15 protein-coding genes are annotated in these 16,859 nt (G+C 30.1%); 8 read left to right on the top strand and 7 right to left on the bottom strand.

What is annotated here, in order from left to right; genetic code table 11:
- Nucleotides 1-210: 210 nt before the first annotated feature.
- Entirely contained in the window at nucleotides 211-2,211 is a 2,001-nt protein-coding gene (locus CUEA01_RS01035) for a methyl-accepting chemotaxis protein (RefSeq protein WP_234117284.1), read from the bottom strand.
- A gap of 746 nt (nucleotides 2,212-2,957) precedes the next feature.
- Here CUEA01_RS01035 and CUEA01_RS01030 point away from each other — a divergent pair.
- On the top strand, nucleotides 2,958-4,907 hold the full coding sequence (locus CUEA01_RS01030) for an endonuclease MutS2 (protein ID WP_234117283.1): 1,950 nt from the start codon (nucleotides 2,958-2,960) through the stop codon (nucleotides 4,905-4,907).
- Nucleotides 4,907-6,136 carry a GNAT family N-acetyltransferase gene (locus CUEA01_RS01025; protein ID WP_234117282.1) on the top strand — a complete coding sequence of 410 codons (1,230 nt, stop codon included), beginning with the start codon at nucleotides 4,907-4,909 and terminating at the stop codon, nucleotides 6,134-6,136. Before CUEA01_RS01030 ends, CUEA01_RS01025 begins: the two co-directional genes overlap by 1 nt.
- 62 nt (nucleotides 6,137-6,198) lie before the next feature.
- Here the strand turns inward: CUEA01_RS01025 and CUEA01_RS24810 are convergent, their stop codons facing one another.
- Both CUEA01_RS24810 and CUEA01_RS01020 read right to left on the bottom strand, forming a co-directional pair.
- Nucleotides 6,199-6,327, bottom strand: a complete 129-nt coding sequence (locus CUEA01_RS24810; RefSeq protein WP_268906131.1) for a hypothetical protein — start codon at nucleotides 6,325-6,327, stop codon at nucleotides 6,199-6,201.
- A gap of 68 nt (nucleotides 6,328-6,395) precedes the next feature.
- Nucleotides 6,396-8,372 carry a tetratricopeptide repeat protein gene (locus CUEA01_RS01020; protein WP_234117281.1) on the bottom strand — a complete coding sequence of 659 codons (1,977 nt, stop codon included), beginning with the start codon at nucleotides 8,370-8,372 and terminating at the stop codon, nucleotides 6,396-6,398.
- Between the two features lie 162 nt (nucleotides 8,373-8,534).
- Between CUEA01_RS01020 and CUEA01_RS01015 the strand changes: the two genes are divergently transcribed.
- The 6 genes from CUEA01_RS01015 to CUEA01_RS00990 all read left to right on the top strand — a co-directional run bounded on the left by CUEA01_RS01015 (nucleotide 8,535) and on the right by CUEA01_RS00990 (nucleotide 12,696).
- Nucleotides 8,535-9,392, top strand: a complete 858-nt coding sequence (locus CUEA01_RS01015) for a DUF4438 domain-containing protein (protein WP_234117280.1) — start codon at nucleotides 8,535-8,537, stop codon at nucleotides 9,390-9,392.
- Nucleotides 9,393-9,634: 242 nt separating this feature from the next.
- The gene (locus CUEA01_RS01010) at nucleotides 9,635-9,862 is read left to right on the top strand and encodes a ribbon-helix-helix domain-containing protein (RefSeq protein ID WP_234117279.1); all 228 of its coding nucleotides are present in this window, start codon (nucleotides 9,635-9,637) and stop codon (nucleotides 9,860-9,862) included.
- A gap of 429 nt (nucleotides 9,863-10,291) precedes the next feature.
- Entirely contained in the window at nucleotides 10,292-10,693 is a 402-nt protein-coding gene (locus CUEA01_RS01005) for a hypothetical protein (protein ID WP_234117278.1), read from the top strand.
- 95 nt (nucleotides 10,694-10,788) lie between these two features.
- The gene (locus CUEA01_RS01000; RefSeq protein ID WP_234117277.1) at nucleotides 10,789-11,484 is read left to right on the top strand and encodes an aspartate/glutamate racemase family protein; all 696 of its coding nucleotides are present in this window, start codon (nucleotides 10,789-10,791) and stop codon (nucleotides 11,482-11,484) included.
- A gap of 178 nt (nucleotides 11,485-11,662) precedes the next feature.
- Nucleotides 11,663-12,127, top strand: coding sequence for a DUF5643 domain-containing protein (locus CUEA01_RS00995; RefSeq protein ID WP_234117276.1), 465 nt, complete (start codon nucleotides 11,663-11,665; stop codon nucleotides 12,125-12,127).
- Nucleotides 12,124-12,696: a hypothetical protein gene (locus CUEA01_RS00990; RefSeq protein WP_234117275.1), complete on the top strand. Its 573-nt coding sequence runs from the start codon at nucleotides 12,124-12,126 to the stop codon at nucleotides 12,694-12,696. The genes CUEA01_RS00995 and CUEA01_RS00990 overlap by 4 nt, the downstream gene beginning before the upstream one ends.
- Before the next feature lie 290 nt (nucleotides 12,697-12,986).
- On the opposite strand, the gene CUEA01_RS00985 is transcribed toward CUEA01_RS00990, so the two are convergent.
- From CUEA01_RS00985 to CUEA01_RS00970, 4 genes are all read right to left on the bottom strand, one after another.
- Nucleotides 12,987-13,166: a hypothetical protein gene (locus tag CUEA01_RS00985; protein ID WP_234117274.1), complete on the bottom strand. Its 180-nt coding sequence runs from the start codon at nucleotides 13,164-13,166 to the stop codon at nucleotides 12,987-12,989.
- Between the two features lie 13 nt (nucleotides 13,167-13,179).
- Entirely contained in the window at nucleotides 13,180-14,331 is a 1,152-nt protein-coding gene (locus CUEA01_RS00980; protein WP_234117273.1) for an ABC transporter permease, read from the bottom strand.
- An 83-nt stretch (nucleotides 14,332-14,414) separates the two neighbouring features.
- The gene (locus tag CUEA01_RS00975; protein WP_234117272.1) at nucleotides 14,415-15,671 is read right to left on the bottom strand and encodes an ABC transporter permease; all 1,257 of its coding nucleotides are present in this window, start codon (nucleotides 15,669-15,671) and stop codon (nucleotides 14,415-14,417) included.
- 15 nt (nucleotides 15,672-15,686) lie between these two features.
- On the bottom strand, nucleotides 15,687-16,619 hold the full coding sequence (locus CUEA01_RS00970; protein ID WP_234117271.1) for an ABC transporter ATP-binding protein: 933 nt from the start codon (nucleotides 16,617-16,619) through the stop codon (nucleotides 15,687-15,689).
- Nucleotides 16,620-16,859 lie beyond the last annotated feature (240 nt).

Below are 16,859 nucleotides of genomic sequence, written 5' to 3'. Positions count from 1 at the left end.
ATATTATGACATATTTTAATAATAAATATACAAAATACAACTATTTTAGTTTACGATAGGTAACAGTGCTTTATCACTTATACCAAAACTCCGTAGGCACGGAGGAGTTTTTACCTTAATTCTAGTTTAGTTTAAGTAATAATATTAAAGAGACGATTTAAAACATCCCCCTTAGATTTATTTGTTTTATTTAATGGCTCTTTAGTATTATTACTTAAACTTTTTGATTTCTATTTCTAATTGTTCAGCTATTTCACTTAATTTTTCAGCTGAGCTACTAAATTCATTCATAGTTGCTGCTAATTCTTCTGTAGTAGCAGAAACCTCCTCAGTGCTTGCGGAAGATTCCTCTGAAATTGCAGATATGTTTTGTAAATTTACTAAAATCTCATCTTTATTTTTAGTTGTATCAGATATTGCTGTTTCAATTTGAGAAATTTGTGTCATTAAATCATTTATGGATAGAGAAATTTCTTTAAATATAATTTTTGTTTGATCAATTGCTTCAGCTTGTTCACCAACAACTTTTAAAGAAGTAGTCACTGAGTCTGAAACTGTACTTGTTTTTGTGTTGATTTTTTCAATTAACTGTTGAATTTGATTAGTAGCAGTTGTACATTCTTCAGCTAATTTTCTTATCTCTTCAGCAACAACAGAGAAACCTTTTCCAGCCTCACCAGCACGTGCAGCTTCGATAGCGGCATTAAGAGCTAATAAATTTGTTTGTTCTGCTATGTTGTTTATAGTATCTGTAATTACTATTATATCTTTAGAAGATTGATCCATATCCATAATACCAGTAGATACTTCAGTTGAGGTTGAATTAACTAAATTTGTTTTTTCAATTAGGTTTGCAATAATATTTAGTCCTTCCTCATTAAGAATGCTGGTAACCTCTGATATCTCAGTTATTTCATGTGTTTTATGACTAATATCGGTTATTCTTTTGGCTAGATTGCCAAATTCATCAACACTTTCTGTGATGTCGTGAGATTGAGAAGAAGCACCTTGCGCAACTTGATCAATAGTAACAGATACTTCATTTATTGCGTTATTTGTTTCTTTGGACATATCGCTTATGCTTTTTGATGCATCGTAAATAGTGTTAGCTGAAGTTTTAATACCTTCAACTAAGTCGTGAATATGCTCAATCATTTTATTGAAAGTTTTACCTAAGTCGCCAAATTCATCTTTTGAAGTAATGTTTACATTTGCAGATAAATCTCCATTGGATGCTATTTTAAAGGCACTTTTTAGTTTAAATATATTTTTATAAATCCAGTTACTTATGAAAAATGCTAGTAGTACTGATGCTGCAAGTGTAATAAATGCAAAAATGACAATTAAACTTGCTATGGTATTTGTATCTTTTGAAAGTTCAGTTTCATCCATTGATGCAACTAGCTTCCATCCTGTAATTGTATTTGTTGTGAATGCAGCAAATTTGCTTTTACCTTTATAAGTATATTTTACAAAACCTGAATTTAATGATTTAATTGAATTCCAGCAATTAAGTTTTGTTGCTGCGTTTGTATTTAGTATGGATTTATCTGGATGAGAAATCATTGTACCATCAGGAGAAGTCATGTACACATATCCAGAGTTACCAACTGTAATAGATGATGTATTCTTGCTTAAAACAGATATATCAACATCTATTGAAACTACACCAATAAGAGTATTGTTTTTGTATATTGCTTTTGATGTAGAAATTACAACCTTTCCAGTTAAAGCATCCTTATATGGAGGGGTAAAAGCAATTTCACCTTTTTTTGCTACAGCATTTTTATACCAATCCCTTGATGTAGGGTCAAAGCTTGGATCAATTTTCTGCTCTGGTTGTATAGTAAAATTTTTGTTTGTATCAGCAAAATATACAGCCATTATATTAGGATTGCTGATTTTTACTTGGTTTAGAATATCTAATACATAAGGTAAATTCTTTGAATCATAAGGTAAATTAGCAATATAAGGGTCGGTAGCGACAAGGTTTACATTGCTGTCAATAGAATGAAAAAAGTTGTCAATGCCCCTATTTACTTCTTTTAAGGTTTGTGCCGTATTGGTTGTAACATTTCGATAGAGTATATTGTAACTTTTGAAGTAAGATATAGTGCCCAATAAAATAACAGGAATCGTAGTCATTACAATGAAAATTGCTAGAAGTTTTATTTTGATGCTTTTTAGATTGATTTTTGTGAATTTAGTCATTAATTTGTATCCTCCTTACGGTTCTTATAATTATATATCGAAAAATATTGATGCAATATGTCTATGATTTTCATGGGCTATTTTCTATATTATTTAACAGTTAACTTCTTATATAAGTATTGGGTTAAATATTGATTAAATAGATAAATTAACCATAAAGGGGATGAAATAATTATATGTTAATATCACAAAATTCTGTGATTTAAAGCATATGTAAAATAAAATATTGAAGTTAATGGAAAAATAGTGTAAAATATAATTATCTTAAAAAAAGGAAGTGCATTTTTGTGAGTGTGATTTTTAACTAAGTAAATTAAAATTGAATTCTTAAAAAATTTTTAAAACGCCTATTTATTTAGGTTTATTTGTTGTTGGGTTTTTTAAGATGGACTTAGTTAAAAGAAATTCACAAGTAAATGTGCATATGAATTTATAGTTAGAAGATAGAGTTATTTATTATTTTGATTATAAATTTATAGGTTTATTTTGTTATAGTAAATTTAGGCTATAAGTGAAGAATTCTTTGCTTATAGCCTTTTTTTTGTATTCAATTCACAATTCACGATGCACAATTCACAATGAAGGAGGATTTTCTGTTGGAACAGAAAATCTTACAACTTATTATTTTTAAGATTTTTCTCCGCTAGCGGAGAAAAATCAACATTCATTGTGCATTGTGAACTGTGAATTGACTTTAACTGTTCATTCTTAAAAGTCCTTCAACCATGAAATTGGAGGAGAGAAAGTTGAATAATAAGTCAAAGGAAATATTAGAATTTTATAAGATAATAGATGAATTAAAAGGATTTGCTTTATCGGATATTGCAAAAGAAAGAATTGAAAAGCTTGAACCTGTAGTACAGGAAGGAATGATAAGACTTGCCTTAAAGGAAACAACTGAAGCTAGAAAAATAGTAGATATATCCTCAAGCATACCAATTAACAGTTTAAAGAATATGTCTGGTGTTGTGACTAAAATTGAAAAAGGCATTGTACTCGCACCAGAGGAACTAGAAAATATAGCAGATTTATTAAAGGATACAACAAAAATTAAAAGATTCATGAAGGATAAAGAATATGCTGCTCCTACAATATCTAGTTATGCCTATTCAATTTGTGAATTAGATGAGGTTAGAGGAGAAATTGAAAGATGCATAGTTCATGGTATGGTGGATGATAAAGCCTCTAATAAATTACAAAAAACTAGAAAGAGAATTTATATATTAGAAGATAGAATAAAAAGTAAATTAGACAGCATTTTAAGAAGCGATAAATATAAGTCATATATACAAGAAGCGGTCGTAAGTCAAAGAGATGGAAGATATGCAATACCTGTGAAAAGCCAATATAAAAATTATATGGAGGGAGAAATTCATGATAAATCTCAAAGTGGTTCTACAGTATTTATAGAGCCCGCAGAGGTTAAGAAACTGCAAAATGAACTTAATGAGAATAAGTTTGAAGAAGAAAAAGAGGTATACAGGATACTTTCAGAGCTCACTGCTGCCATCTTTGAAAATATAAAAGAACTTAAAATTAACATTGAAACTATGGCTAATTATGATTTCATATTTGCAAAGGGCAAGTACAGTAAAGCCATATCAGGTAGAAGTGTAGAATTTAACACTAGAAATTATATAAATTTAAAACAGGGCAAACATCCTCTTTTAGGAGATAATGCGGTCCCTTTAGATTTTGTTATTGGAGAGGACTATAGTGGACTTGTTATAACTGGACCTAATACTGGTGGAAAAACTGTTGCCTTGAAAACTATAGGTCTTCTTACAATGATGGCTCAAGCAGGACTTCATGTACCAGCAGCAGAAGGAAGTGAGCTTGCCATATTTCAAGATGTTCTTGTTGATATTGGGGACGGTCAAAGTATAGCGCAGAGTTTAAGTACCTTTTCTTCTCATATAAATAACATTATTTCTATTTTAGCTTGTGCAGGTAGAAATGACTTGGTTATTGTAGATGAGCTTGGCTCAGGAACAGATCCAGGAGAAGGAATGGGAATAGCCGTTGCGGTGCTTGAAGAGTTATATAGGAAAGGGGCAACCATATGCGCTACAACTCACTATAGTGAAATAAAAGATTTTGCAGAAAAACACGAAGGCTTTGTTAATGGTTCAATGGGTTTTGATATTAATACTTTAAGACCACTTTATAAATTAAATATAGGAAAGGCTGGAGAAAGTAATGCTTTCCTTATAGCTTTAAGGCTTGGAATGAATAAAAAATTAATTGAAAGAGCTCACTTTGTAACTTACAAGGAAGAAAAAAATTATGCTGATGTAAAATATGAAAAACCAGTAGAAAATACAGTGGAAAAGGAAGCTCATAAAAAACAGATTCGAGAATTTAAAGCTGGTGTAAAGATAGAAAAAGAAAAGCAGAAAATAAAGAAAGCGCCTGATTTTAAAATAGGAGATGCTGTTTATATTTCCTTTATGAAAAGAACGGGAATAATTTGTGAAGAAGAGAATGGTAAGGGCGAATACGGTGTTATGGTTATGAACAGAAAAATAAAGATAAACAGAAAAAGGTTATCTATGTATATTGATAAAAAAGACTTGTATCCTGAGAATTATGATTTTGACATTATATTCAAAAGCAAGGAATATAGAAAAAAGAATAAAATTATGAGTAAGAAGCATGTTGAGGGAATGTCTATAAATGAAGGGGAGTGCAAGTAGTGGAAATTAAGTTTGCTAAAAAGCAAGATAGAAATAGAATAACTGATTTTTATAAAATTGTTTTTGGAGATGAAATAGAGAGTTCTTTAAACAATAGAATATTTAATAGTCCGTTTAACAATATAAATGATTTCTCTTATATCGAAGAAGGTGGAAAAATAATTTCTATGATGGGAATAATAGAACATGTCCAAAGATTTGGAGAAAGAGAAATTAAAGTAGGAGAGATAAACTTTGTAGGCACACATCCTTATTATAGAAAAAAAGGACTTATAAAAAAGCTTATGAACTATTGGATTGAAGAAATGAAGAAAAGAAATATTCCTCTTAGTTTTTTATTTGGAATAGCAGATTTTTATCAGCAATTTGGCTTTGAATATGCCTGTCCTGTGCATTTCTATAATTATATAACCTTAGAAAAAATAATGTTAAAGAATATAAAAAGCGAATACAAAATTGAACTTCTTGATATTAAAGATGAGAGAGCAATAAGTGAAATTAATAACATTTATGCTGAGGAAAGTGTGGATAACTTTTGCTCTAAGATAAGAGGCTGTGGATACTTTAGTTATAGAATAAAAATGACTTCAAAGAATGATTTTAAATGGTATGTTGTGAAAAATAACAATGCTATTAAAGGATATATGTGGCTTCAACTTAAGAAGAATAAAATTGTAGTTAGGGAAGCTAATGTTTTAGATGAAAAAGCAGCAGCGTCTTTATGTGAAAAGCTAAATGAGCTTGCGGAAAATAAAAATTTTAAAATTGGAGTAAAGGCACCACTCAATAGTAAATTCAGCAGATATGTTTATAAAAAAGGAGCAAGATTTGCTTGTAATAACGAGATATACTATGGGTCTTGGGCTGGAATGTATAAGATTGTTAACTTAAAGAGTGTATTAGAAATTTTAATACCGTCTTTTGAAAAGAGATTAAGTAATTCAAGATTTTATGATTACACTAAGGCATATAAAATTTCTACAGATATTGGAGATGCCATTATTAAATTAGAACACGGGAAGGTTAATATTTTAAATGTTGGACAAAGTGATTCAACTATTATAATTTCATCAAATGTATTAACACAATTGTTAACAGGATATAAAGATTTAAGCTATTTTGAGGATAAAATAAGTTTTAATTCTGATGAGGATAAGGCTGTATTTAAGGTTTTGTTTCCGTTAGAGTTTCCGTATATTTATGATTTAGAATACAGCGATGAATTATAAAAAATATTTTAGCTGATTTAACTAGCAAGCAATTTGGCGAAATCGCTTGCTAGTTATGCTAACTATTTATTTTCTGATGTGTCAACTGAAGCAACTATTTCGGCACGTACTTTATCAAAGGTTTTAACAAATTCAGCTATTGGCATTGATTTAATGTCATAATGCTTATCCATATAAAACATTGCTAGCATGTCAATGCGCTCTTGAAGATAGGTATGATTATGCATATTAAACACGACCTTTTAATAATATATTTATGTTATTTCTTTTTTAATTTTTCCCGTAATTCTCTAGCTACTGTATAGCATTCCTCAGCTTCACTATCTCGTCCAAGAATAGCGAGAGCATTTCCCTTATTTTTATACGCAAGTGCCAAATCAGGTTTAAGTTTTATAACTAAATCGTAACATTCAATAGCTTCTTCTTTTCTACCAAGTGCAGAAAGTGCAGCTCCTTTGTTGTTATAGGCATTTACATAATCAGGTTTAAGTTTTATAGCAGCATCATAGCATTTTATGGCCTCTTCCTTTTTACCAATGGAGGAAAGTGCATTTCCTTTATTGTAATATGCAAGCAAGGAATCTGGCTTAAATTTTATAGCTAAATCATAATACTTTAAAGCCTCTTCTTTTCTTCCAAGTGCAGATAGTATTACGCCTTTTTTGCAGTATGCTTTTTCTGACGAAGTATCCAATTTTAAAATTTGATCTAGTATATTTAATACACCTTCATAATTTCTTTCGCCATACAATTTATTAGACTCATTGTATAATTCATTTATTTGCTTAATGAGATTATTATATTTATCACCCTTATAAATTATATCTACCATTCCATCTTCAGAAATAACAATAATTATACACTTGTTGCTTACTTCCCTTTTTAGCGAATATTTAATAGCAGAATTGTACCTTGAACCTCTAGAAGAATCACCATGTCTTTCATCTACAGTTCCATCCAATATTACACCAATAGCATAGCAATAAGAATTTATATCAATGTATATGGCACCATCTATGCTTGTTATTTTTGATACAAGGTTTTCTAAAGAATCACAATCACAGAGGCTTTTACCCCTTATTTTTATAGACTGATTTATAAGCTTTTTAGTTTCTGTTTTCGCAATTTTTGGTGTGGTTATTACAACTGTAGTTCCATGCTTTTGATTTTTAGCGTAAGAAATAACCTTTTTTAAAAAGTCTATTTTTTCATCAAGCTCATTTTCTTTAAAATCACCTTTAAAAACTTTTTTAATTGCATTTTCTAGTGTGTTTTCAGAGTATTTATCTTCTATTAAATTTGGCTGACCGTTGTTTATATTTACTAAAAAATGTTCATTTAAAAGATATTCAGTAAATTGTATTTCATCTTGTTCCTCTACTATGGCATTTGTGATAAAGAGATCGCTTATTTTATATTCAAATCTACTTGTAAAATTAAATATAAAAATATTATCAATATCATTATCTAACTCTAAATGGCTTCTATTTAAATCCTTGAATTCACCAAGACCATAAATTTTCTCATTATCTCCAATTAAATAAGTATTTTCATCTGAGGTTTGTAGAAGTTTTCTTACTTTTCTATATTCGTTAAATAGAATTGGATTGTCTAATTCTATATAATAGTTTATAAGTTTATCAGCTAAAGCTTTATTCATAATAGCAAGCTTGGCACATATATCTACTCCTTCATAAGGAAGCGTAGATATATAGTTTATTTCTTCAAATATGCTGCTTTTATTGCAGTCGGAGTTCCTTTCCATTTCTTCGGTACATGCTGTTGAAAAAATATTTTTTATGTAATCCCTTGTTTTAATAGTTAAATAGCTATTTATATTGAAATACTTATCATTCATAGAGCTTTCACTATCTTTAAAAAATTCATCAAGTAAGAAACGTAAAAAGGAAGATGTATTGTCTTTTTTAAAGGAAGCTGTAAAGTTATCGCTGAAACCTGAAAAAGAATAAATATATATTTTATCATCTTTAATATTGAAATACATTAAAGGGTTTATTCTTGAGGATTCATCTTCATTGAGTATTATTTTTTTTAGAGTATCTTTTATAGTTTTTATATCTTTATTTTTTAAAGCATTTTTGTTGATTCGTGATATATAGTTTTTAATTGCCTCATCACATTTATTGACATTATTATTTAAGTTGTAAGTATATTCTTTACAGTCGATATCGGGATTGAGCTTTTTTATAATTTCTTTTACAGTAAAATTGTTCATAAATACCTTCCTCCTTTACAGTGAAGTTTGGACCATTATAATTATATGTAGTTTTAATTGATATATTGACAAACTTAGTATAACATAAAGTGTTTATGTTGTATTAAATTTTCTGCTAGACTATACTAAATATATTAATAAAATTTTTGAGGTGATTTCAATATGATAAAGACAAATAAAGAAAAAGTGGTAAAATGGTCTGTTCAAGGAAAGGTACATCATCCAACAGGCGGAAATTACAGAATATCTTATGATGGAGAGCCATGTGTACTTCCTGCTACAGGTGGTATTTCTTACAATGTAAAAGTTGGAGATTCGGCTTTTGGTTGGTCGGGAGATCATGTTGAGCCGGGAGTATCAATTAAAAATGAAAATGCAACTGAAAATGCAGCAGTGATGACTTTTGCTTGTATTGGAAATGAGGCTAAAGTAGTTTCTGGAGATGCTAAAGGAGCTAAGGGATATGTAACTGGAATGCATGGTGGAATAGATCACGTATTAATATATTTTAAAAGTGAAGACTTAGAAAACTTGGCGATAGATGACAAGATAATGATCAAGGCATATGGACAAGGCTTGAAGCTTGAAGACCATAAAGATATTCATGTTATGAGTATTGATCCAGATTTATTTGAGAAGCTAGGAATTGAAGAAGCTGGTGAAAAAATTAAAGTCCCTGTAGTTGGAATAGTTCCTCCATATTTGATGGGTTCAGGTATTGGATCTAACAATGCACATTCAGGTGATTATGACATAATGACTGAAGACATGGCTGAAATTAAAAGGTTGGGCTTGGATAAATTGAGATTTGGAGATTTAGTATTACTTCAAGATTGTGATAACACTTATGGAAGAGGATACTTAAAGGGTGCTGTTTCTATTGGAGTTGTAGTTCACAGCGATTGTATAAAAGCTGGACATGGCCCTGGAATAACAACTATTCTTTCAAGTAAAAAACCTATTATTGAAGCGGTTATAAAGGACAAGGCTAATATAGCAGACTACATGGGGGTGGAGTAGAGGAAAAGATATATTAAAGCAGAGTACAAAGTACAGAGTACAGTGAAGGAGGATTTACCTTTCCTTACGTCAGGTAAATCTTGAACTTAAATGTTGTCAGCTTTACTGAGCAGCATTCACTGTACTCTGATTTTTTATTGAATTTATTTACACAATTTATAAAAAAATAAATATAACCATCTCCATGTAAGTTGACAATACTCTGTGTGGAGTATATAATTATGTAAAATGATGTATTAGGAGTGATTAATTTGTATATGATGGAGGAGATAATTGTAAATATCAATATTGATGATTTGAAAAGTATTGATTCATGTGTAAGTAATGGGAGATATTTAAGTAGAACTCATTTTGTAAAGGAAGCTATTAAAGAATATTTAAATAAGCAAAATGCTACAAAAAGGCCCGCTACAAATCATTTGGATAACCATGATTCTGTGGTAAATGAAATAATTATAAAAATAGGGTAGTTTTTTTATTAAATTTTTTATATACGCTGTATGGAGTATACACAGATGTACAACTTGGAACATTGAAATTGAAAATGCCAAGTTTCTCCTGACAAATTACAATTTAACACAGAGTACGGAGTACAGAGTACAGAGTACAGAGTACAGTGAATGATGATTTGCCTTTCGCTTCTCTCAGGTAAATCTTAAACTTAAATGGTGTCAGCTTCGCTGAGAACCATATATGGTGCCATTGCGCAGCAATAAAAAAATAAGTTTTTAGATTTTTCGCAGCGATAGCGGAGAAAAATCAACCATCACTCTACACTCTACTCTTTACTCTCTACTCTGATTCAAATTGTAATTTAACAGGATGAATTTGGTATTAGCAATTTCAATAGTTGAACTGGTATAACTATATTTATAATAAATAATATTGGAGTGATTAATTTGGCTAATTTAGAAAAGGTAACAGTGAATGTTAACGCTGTTGATTTAGGAAATATTGATTTATTAATAAGTGAGGGTTTTTATTCAAATCGAACTGATTTTATAAAGACAGCTATTAGAAATCAGTTAGGTAAACATGATGTTGTAGTAAAGGATATAATAATAAGAAAACAATTCAATGTAGGAATAGGATATTTTGATAAGGGTGACTTAGAGAGACATGTTAACAATAATGAGAAAATGAATATTAAATTTTTGGGGGTATTAGTACTTAAAGATGATATTTCAGAAGAACTAGCATTAAAGGCTATAAATTCAATAGAAGTTTTTGGAGTACTTAAGTGTAATGAAAAATTAAAAAAAGTTTTGATATCAAATAAAATTATGAAATCAGAACATTAGATAAAAACAACTTAAAAAGTTATCCTAATTTGAGTTATAGTTTATTTTTAAAAAAGCACTTTCCAGAGATCTGGAATTAAAAGGAGATGTTTTAATTGAAGACAATTGGTTTAATTGGAGGAATGAGCTGGGAATCATCACTTGAATATTATAAAATCATAAATGAAACTGTTAAATTAAAATTAGGTGAGCTTCACTCTGCAAAGTGCATAATGTATTCTGTGGATTTTGAAGAAATAGAACTTTTGCAGCATCAAGGTAAGTGGAAGGAACTAACAGATATTATGGTTGATGCAGCTAAAGCACTTAAAAGCGCGGGGGCTGATTTTATTGTAATATGCACTAATACTATGCATAAAATGGCAGAGGATATAGAAAGAGAAGCGGGAATAAAGGTTCTACACATAGCAGAAGTGACTGGAGAAAAAATAATTGAAAAAGGAATTAAAAAGGTTGGACTTCTTGGAACTAAATTTACTATGGAGCAGGACTTTTATAAGAAAGTGTTAAAGAACAAGTTTAATATTGATGTAATTATTCCAGAGGTAGCTGATAGAGAAGTTGTCCATAAAATTATTTACGAAGAACTTTGTAAGGGTATTTTAAAGGATACTTCAAGAGAGAAATATAAAGAAATAATAAGCAAATTGCAAGCCAAAGGTGCTGAAGGAGTAGTGCTTGGATGCACGGAAATACCATTATTAATAAAGCAAAAGGATGTTTCTGTTACTGTTTTTGATACAACAACAATACATGGAGTTTCAGCTGTGGAATTTGCACTTGCCGAGTAATTTTCTTTAATGTGCCTTAAATAAAAGGCATAAATCTAAGGGCGAAAATCTTAAAAATTAAGAAATTTCAAGATTTTCGCCCTATATTTATTGGTTTTAGTAGAATAACTTTACTATGGTATAGTATAATTGGGATAAGTGTGTTTTATTGGTAAAATATTAAGATAGGGGGGATAAAGTGAAAAAATTTAGGCGTACAATTATTATCATTTGCAGTATTTTATTAATACCTATAATACTAACTAGCATACCATCAGGAAAATATTTAAATAGTTATTGGAAAAAAATAATGATTGGAGAGAATGCAAAAGTTATAGAGGTAAATAAAAAGTGGAAAATAGACAACGCGTCTATAATAATTCAAAGGGTGATAATTACTGATAAACATGTATATATAAGAGCAAGATATGTTTCACTTGAGATAGGGTGGAGTTTCGACTTTGGGTCAATAGAAATGTATGATGACAAAGGCAAGAGATATTTTAATAGTACTGGTGAAGGCAGAGGAAAGCTGTGGGGAGGAGAAGAAATAACTCAATATGAAAAAGTCCCCAAAGATTGCAAGGAAATAACGTTAAGACTTCAATGTTATGATAGAAAAGCAGAACTAAAAATACCCTGCAAAGGTGGGAAAAATATATGAACTTAAGAAAGAGAGTATTTGCTGTGATTGAGTGGATAGTGGCAATTATTTTATTATCTATATGTGTATATTATTATATATTTTCATTTGGAAGTTTTTCTGCTATTGGGGCTTATAGGTCATCTGAAAGGACAATGCACTATGGACCATCGGAAATAAAAAAGGTCATTGATGTAAAGAACGGTAAAGTATTTTTTGGAAAGTATAAAAATTGGATTTCAGCAGCACCTATAGAAAAGAAATTTATAAAGTGGTATCCGGGTAGTGGAGGTGCAGGATGTCCAATAAAATATTCTGATAAAATTTCGCATTTTGAGCAATGCAGTTCAATGGGGACTGATTCGTACATATATACGGTTTTTGGATGTGTGAATGATTCAAGTATTGCTACAGTAAATTTGCAATTTAAAAAGGATGGAAAAATTAATTCTATGAATTATAAAATTGCTTCGGATAAGCTGTTTGTATTTTGTTTTGATAAGTACAAGTCTAAAGATAAGTTGATTTCATTAAGAGGGTTAGATAATAAAGGTAAGATTGTTTATGAGTATAAGTATATAAATGAATAGATTTTAACTCAGAGTACAGAGTACAAAGTACAACGAAGGATGATTTTTCTACGCGAGCGTAGAAAAATCTTAAAATTTATTTTTTTATTGCTTACGCAATTGCGCCATGTATGGTGATCAGAGACGCTGACAACATTTAAGTTTAAGATTTACCTCAGCATCGCGAAAGGTAAATTATCATTCATTGTGAATTGTGCATCGTGAATTGTGAATTTTAACAATGCTAGAAGGATAAAATTGGCATATGCAATTTCTAGTTTTGAAATAGCTTCACGGGGGTATATCTTTATTTAGATATGGAACAGATGTGAAATTGAATTTAAAACCAGTACGATGCCTATAAATCTGATTGGAAATCTTGAAGCAGTACCATCTTTTTTGAAAATAAATACAGCAAGCTTTCCAATAAATATATTAAGTAAAATACCTAAAATTAGTGCAATTGCCCACAAAATAGTTGAGTTATCCATATTAAAATCCTCCCTATACCTTTTCGGCTTTTAGTTTAATATTTAGTAATGTATAAGAAATTACAAGGGATACAAGTCCCATGGCAGCAAGAACAATTATTGAAGTCATCTGAGAATTTAGTGTTGAATTATTAAATGTAATATTTGAAACGGAGCTTATTACCCAAGATTCTGGAGTAAACTTTGAAAGTGTTAGAATAACCTTGGAAGAAACTTCATCTAGTGGAAAGAAGGAACCGCCAAGCATTCCTGTTAATGCCATTAGTACTGAACCTAGTATTGTTAGTGTCTGCTGCCTTTTTATAAAAGGGACAAATAGCATTACAATTCCAGTTATAGCAAATAGATAAATTGCAAATATAGTAGCTTCTGCGGCTAGGTTTTGCGCAAAGGTTATATTAAAAGCATATTTTCCTATTGCTAAGGTTACTACGAGTAAAATAAGACTAAATATATAAGTTGAAGCTATTTTAGATATAAGGTATTTAGAATAACTAATTGGTGCACTTAGTATTCTTTCCAAGGTATCATTTTCTTTTTCCTCAATTAAGGTTCTAAAGCCCTGAATTATAACGAACCAAAGAAACATTGCAAGAAAACCTATTAAGCTTGTAGTGACTTTATCTTGGGTTACAGAAGCCCCTTTGTCATCTACGGAAATATTTGTTTTGACTTTTAACTGTTTAAGTAAATCACTTGATATGCTAGCTTTAGAAGTATTTAAACCATCAGAAATACTTTGAGAGTCCATAGCTATTTTTTTTAAAGTGCTTGCTTCACCGAGTACAGCTTCCTTGACTATAGAACTTTCTGCACTTGGGTAGTTTTCAATTATTTTTATAGCTAGTTTTTTATCATTAAAAAGATTAGTTTCAAAATTTTTATCTATTATCAAGCCTTCTGTAATATCATTGTCATTAATTTTTTTTTGTATTTCAGTTTCTGAGGTTGATATAAGATTTATATCTTTATTGCTTTTAAGCATGTTTACAAGTTCTGTAGAATAAGCACTTTTATCTAAATCACTAAAGTATAAGTCTATTTTGTTATTGGAGCCAACACTTGAAAAAACATAAGTTAAGGCAATGGGTAGTAAAATAACAAAGAAGATGGCAATTCTATTATTAAACAGCAGTTTTAACTGATTTTTTATCATTCTTAACATTTTTGTTATCTCCTTTTTCAATTAATTTTGTTGCAGTTTTTGAACTAAAGATATACCATGCGAAACTTCAAAATTAATTTATATCAAAATGCCGTTTTCTGGGCATTATGATGCAAATTGATTTTGGTAGTTGAGCCGGTATATCTATAAAAATGCATTGAAATTACAAGAAATACTATGCCTAAACCAAGAAGCTCTAAAAGATCTACAGAGGTAGCCATAAAATTACTGCCTTCACATACTTTTAAATAGCAGTTTATTGCTTTACCGTTAGGAACTATTTGCTGAATTTTTTGAAGAGCAGCTGGGAGAGCATTCTTTTGAATAATACTTCCACCTAAAATGCTTAAGCCCCAAAGAACAGCGGAAGCATAGCTTGATATAGAGCTTTGATCCTTAGCCACTGTGCCAACACAAAATACTATGGAACCTACAGTAAAACCATAACAAATAGTTACTATAAGAAGATACAGAGGATTTCCTAAATCTGCACCAAATATTAAATGACATGCTGTTAATACTATGGACATTTGCACAGTAATAGCCAGGATAATACCAAGTATTTTGCCAAGAGCATATTGAATATCGAGAGCAGGAGTTGTTTTTATTCTAAATTGAGTATTGTTTAATTTATCCTCAACTATACTGTGAGAAAGTTCAAGAGCGGTTAATATTGAAAACATCACGCATATAGCAATTGTACAATATGTCATTACACTAACAGATTTAATATTTTTATTTGTTGATACAGTAGAAAGTTCAGAAGAATAGTCTGTAGTTTGAATTTTACTAATAAGAAACTGTAAATTAGGAGTAGAAAGTGTAGCTTTTGAAAGAACTTCATTTTCTTCAATTCTTATAGTTCGTATATTTTCATTGAATCTATCTAAAATGTTTTTTACAATCATTTTATCTAAGATGCTGCTATTATCAGCAATTAATGAAATATTGGTTTTTGTATCATCCAAATAAGCTTTTGTAAAGTTTTTTGGTACATATACGAAGGCTGCTATTTTTTTATCTTTAACCATTTTTTGCCCTTCGCTGTAACTGCTTATTTTTTTTATGGTAAAATACGATTTTGCATCTTTAGATTCTAAAACTTCACTTTTAAGAGTTTCTCCAAGAGAGAAGTTTTGATTATTTTCTGTAACAGTAGAATCTTCGCTATAAAAACCAAGTTGGAATTTTGAAGCAGGCTTACTGGAATCAGAATTTCCAAAGGCAGTTCCTAAAATTAAGACTATAGCAATTGGAAAAAGTATTAATTTTAAATAAAATACTTTAGTTTTTGAAAGCAATTTTAAATCTAGCAAAATTAGTTTTAATAATCTAATCAAAATAATTCCTCCTCTTTATTCTCTTAAGGATTTGCCGGTTACTTGAAGGAATATACTTTCTAAGTTTACTTCTTCGTATTTGAAGCTCTTAAGTTTTATTCCAAGTCCTCTAACCTTATCAATAACATCCATTGCATTTGTTTTATTAGGAGATACAAGCATATAAATTTCATTTTTATCAATAGTTACTTTTTCTATGCCGTCTATAATTTTTATGGCTTCAAGTGCTTTTTTGTTTGCCGAGCTGTAGTTTAAAGTTAAAGTGTCACAAGCATCTATTTTTTCTTTAAGTTCCTCTTTCGTTCCAAGAACTATTAGCTTTCCATGATCAACTATGGCAACTCTTTTGCAGAGAAACTCAACTTCTTCCATGTAATGACTTGTGTAAATTACAGTCATGCCTCTTTCTTCGTTTAATCTTTTGACTGTTTCGAGTATATGGTTTCTAGATTGCGGGTCTATGCCAACAGTAGGTTCATCAAGTATTAATAGTTTAGGATTGTTCATTAGTGCAACACCTATATTTACTCTTCTTTTCATACCGCCAGAAAATTCACCAACAGCTTGATTTTTCTTATCCTTTAATTCAATTATCTCAAGAACCTCATCGCATCTTTTTTTTATTTCTTTACTTGAAAGTCCGTAAAGGCTGCCAAAGAATTCTAAGTTGTCTTTTGCACTTAAGGCTCCATATAAGGCTATATCTTGCGGAACTATTCCCATTATCTTTTTAGCTTCAATAGGGCTCTTACTAAGTGACATACCATTGATTTTTATTTCCCCACTAGTAGGTGCTTTAACTGTACTTATCATAGATACTGTTGTAGATTTACCAGCTCCATTTGGCCCAAGTAGTCCAAAAACTTCACCATCTTCTACCTTTAAACTTATATTATCAACAGCGGTGTAATCACCGAATTTTTTTGTGAGATTTATTAATTCAAGCATCTTAAACGCCTCCCTGTTTTCTATGGTTTAATTGTACTTTGAATGATGTACTTTTCATATTTACCAAAGTACTCAATTTGCATAGTACTTTGGATAGCAATTTTTGTATTACTTTAGTCATATAGAGAAGACATGTATATGGTGATATAATTAGAGATAAACCACTTTGAAACTTGAAATTTATTTGTACCAAAATGCCGTCTTTTGGGCATTATGGGGCACATGAATTTCAATAGTTGA

The organism is Clostridium hydrogenum, from assembly GCF_021432385.1.
In the GTDB taxonomy this organism is placed as follows: Bacteria; Bacillota; Clostridia; order Clostridiales; family Clostridiaceae; genus Clostridium_S; species Clostridium_S hydrogenum.
Note: the sequence above shows the minus strand (reverse complement) of the source record. Positions and strands in the feature narration are given on the sequence as shown.

What these genes read in the sequence shown, in the direction of transcription:
- CUEA01_RS00980 (WP_234117273.1), bottom strand. Translation starts at nt 14,331, where the DNA reads ATGTTAAGAATGATAAAAAATCAGTTAAAACTGCTGTTTAATAATAGA.
- CUEA01_RS00990 (WP_234117275.1), top strand. Translation starts at nt 12,124, where the DNA reads ATGAACTTAAGAAAGAGAGTATTTGCTGTGATTGAGTGGATAGTGGCA.
- CUEA01_RS01035 (WP_234117284.1), bottom strand. Translation starts at nt 2,211, where the DNA reads ATGACTAAATTCACAAAAATCAATCTAAAAAGCATCAAAATAAAACTT.
- CUEA01_RS24810 (WP_268906131.1), bottom strand. Translation starts at nt 6,327, where the DNA reads ATGCTAGCAATGTTTTATATGGATAAGCATTATGACATTAAATCAATG.
- CUEA01_RS00985 (WP_234117274.1), bottom strand. Translation starts at nt 13,166, where the DNA reads ATGGATAACTCAACTATTTTGTGGGCAATTGCACTAATTTTAGGTATT.
- CUEA01_RS00970 (WP_234117271.1), bottom strand. Translation starts at nt 16,619, where the DNA reads ATGCTTGAATTAATAAATCTCACAAAAAAATTCGGTGATTACACCGCT.
- CUEA01_RS01015 (WP_234117280.1), top strand. Translation starts at nt 8,535, where the DNA reads ATGATAAAGACAAATAAAGAAAAAGTGGTAAAATGGTCTGTTCAAGGA.
- CUEA01_RS01020 (WP_234117281.1), bottom strand. Translation starts at nt 8,372, where the DNA reads ATGAACAATTTTACTGTAAAAGAAATTATAAAAAAGCTCAATCCCGAT.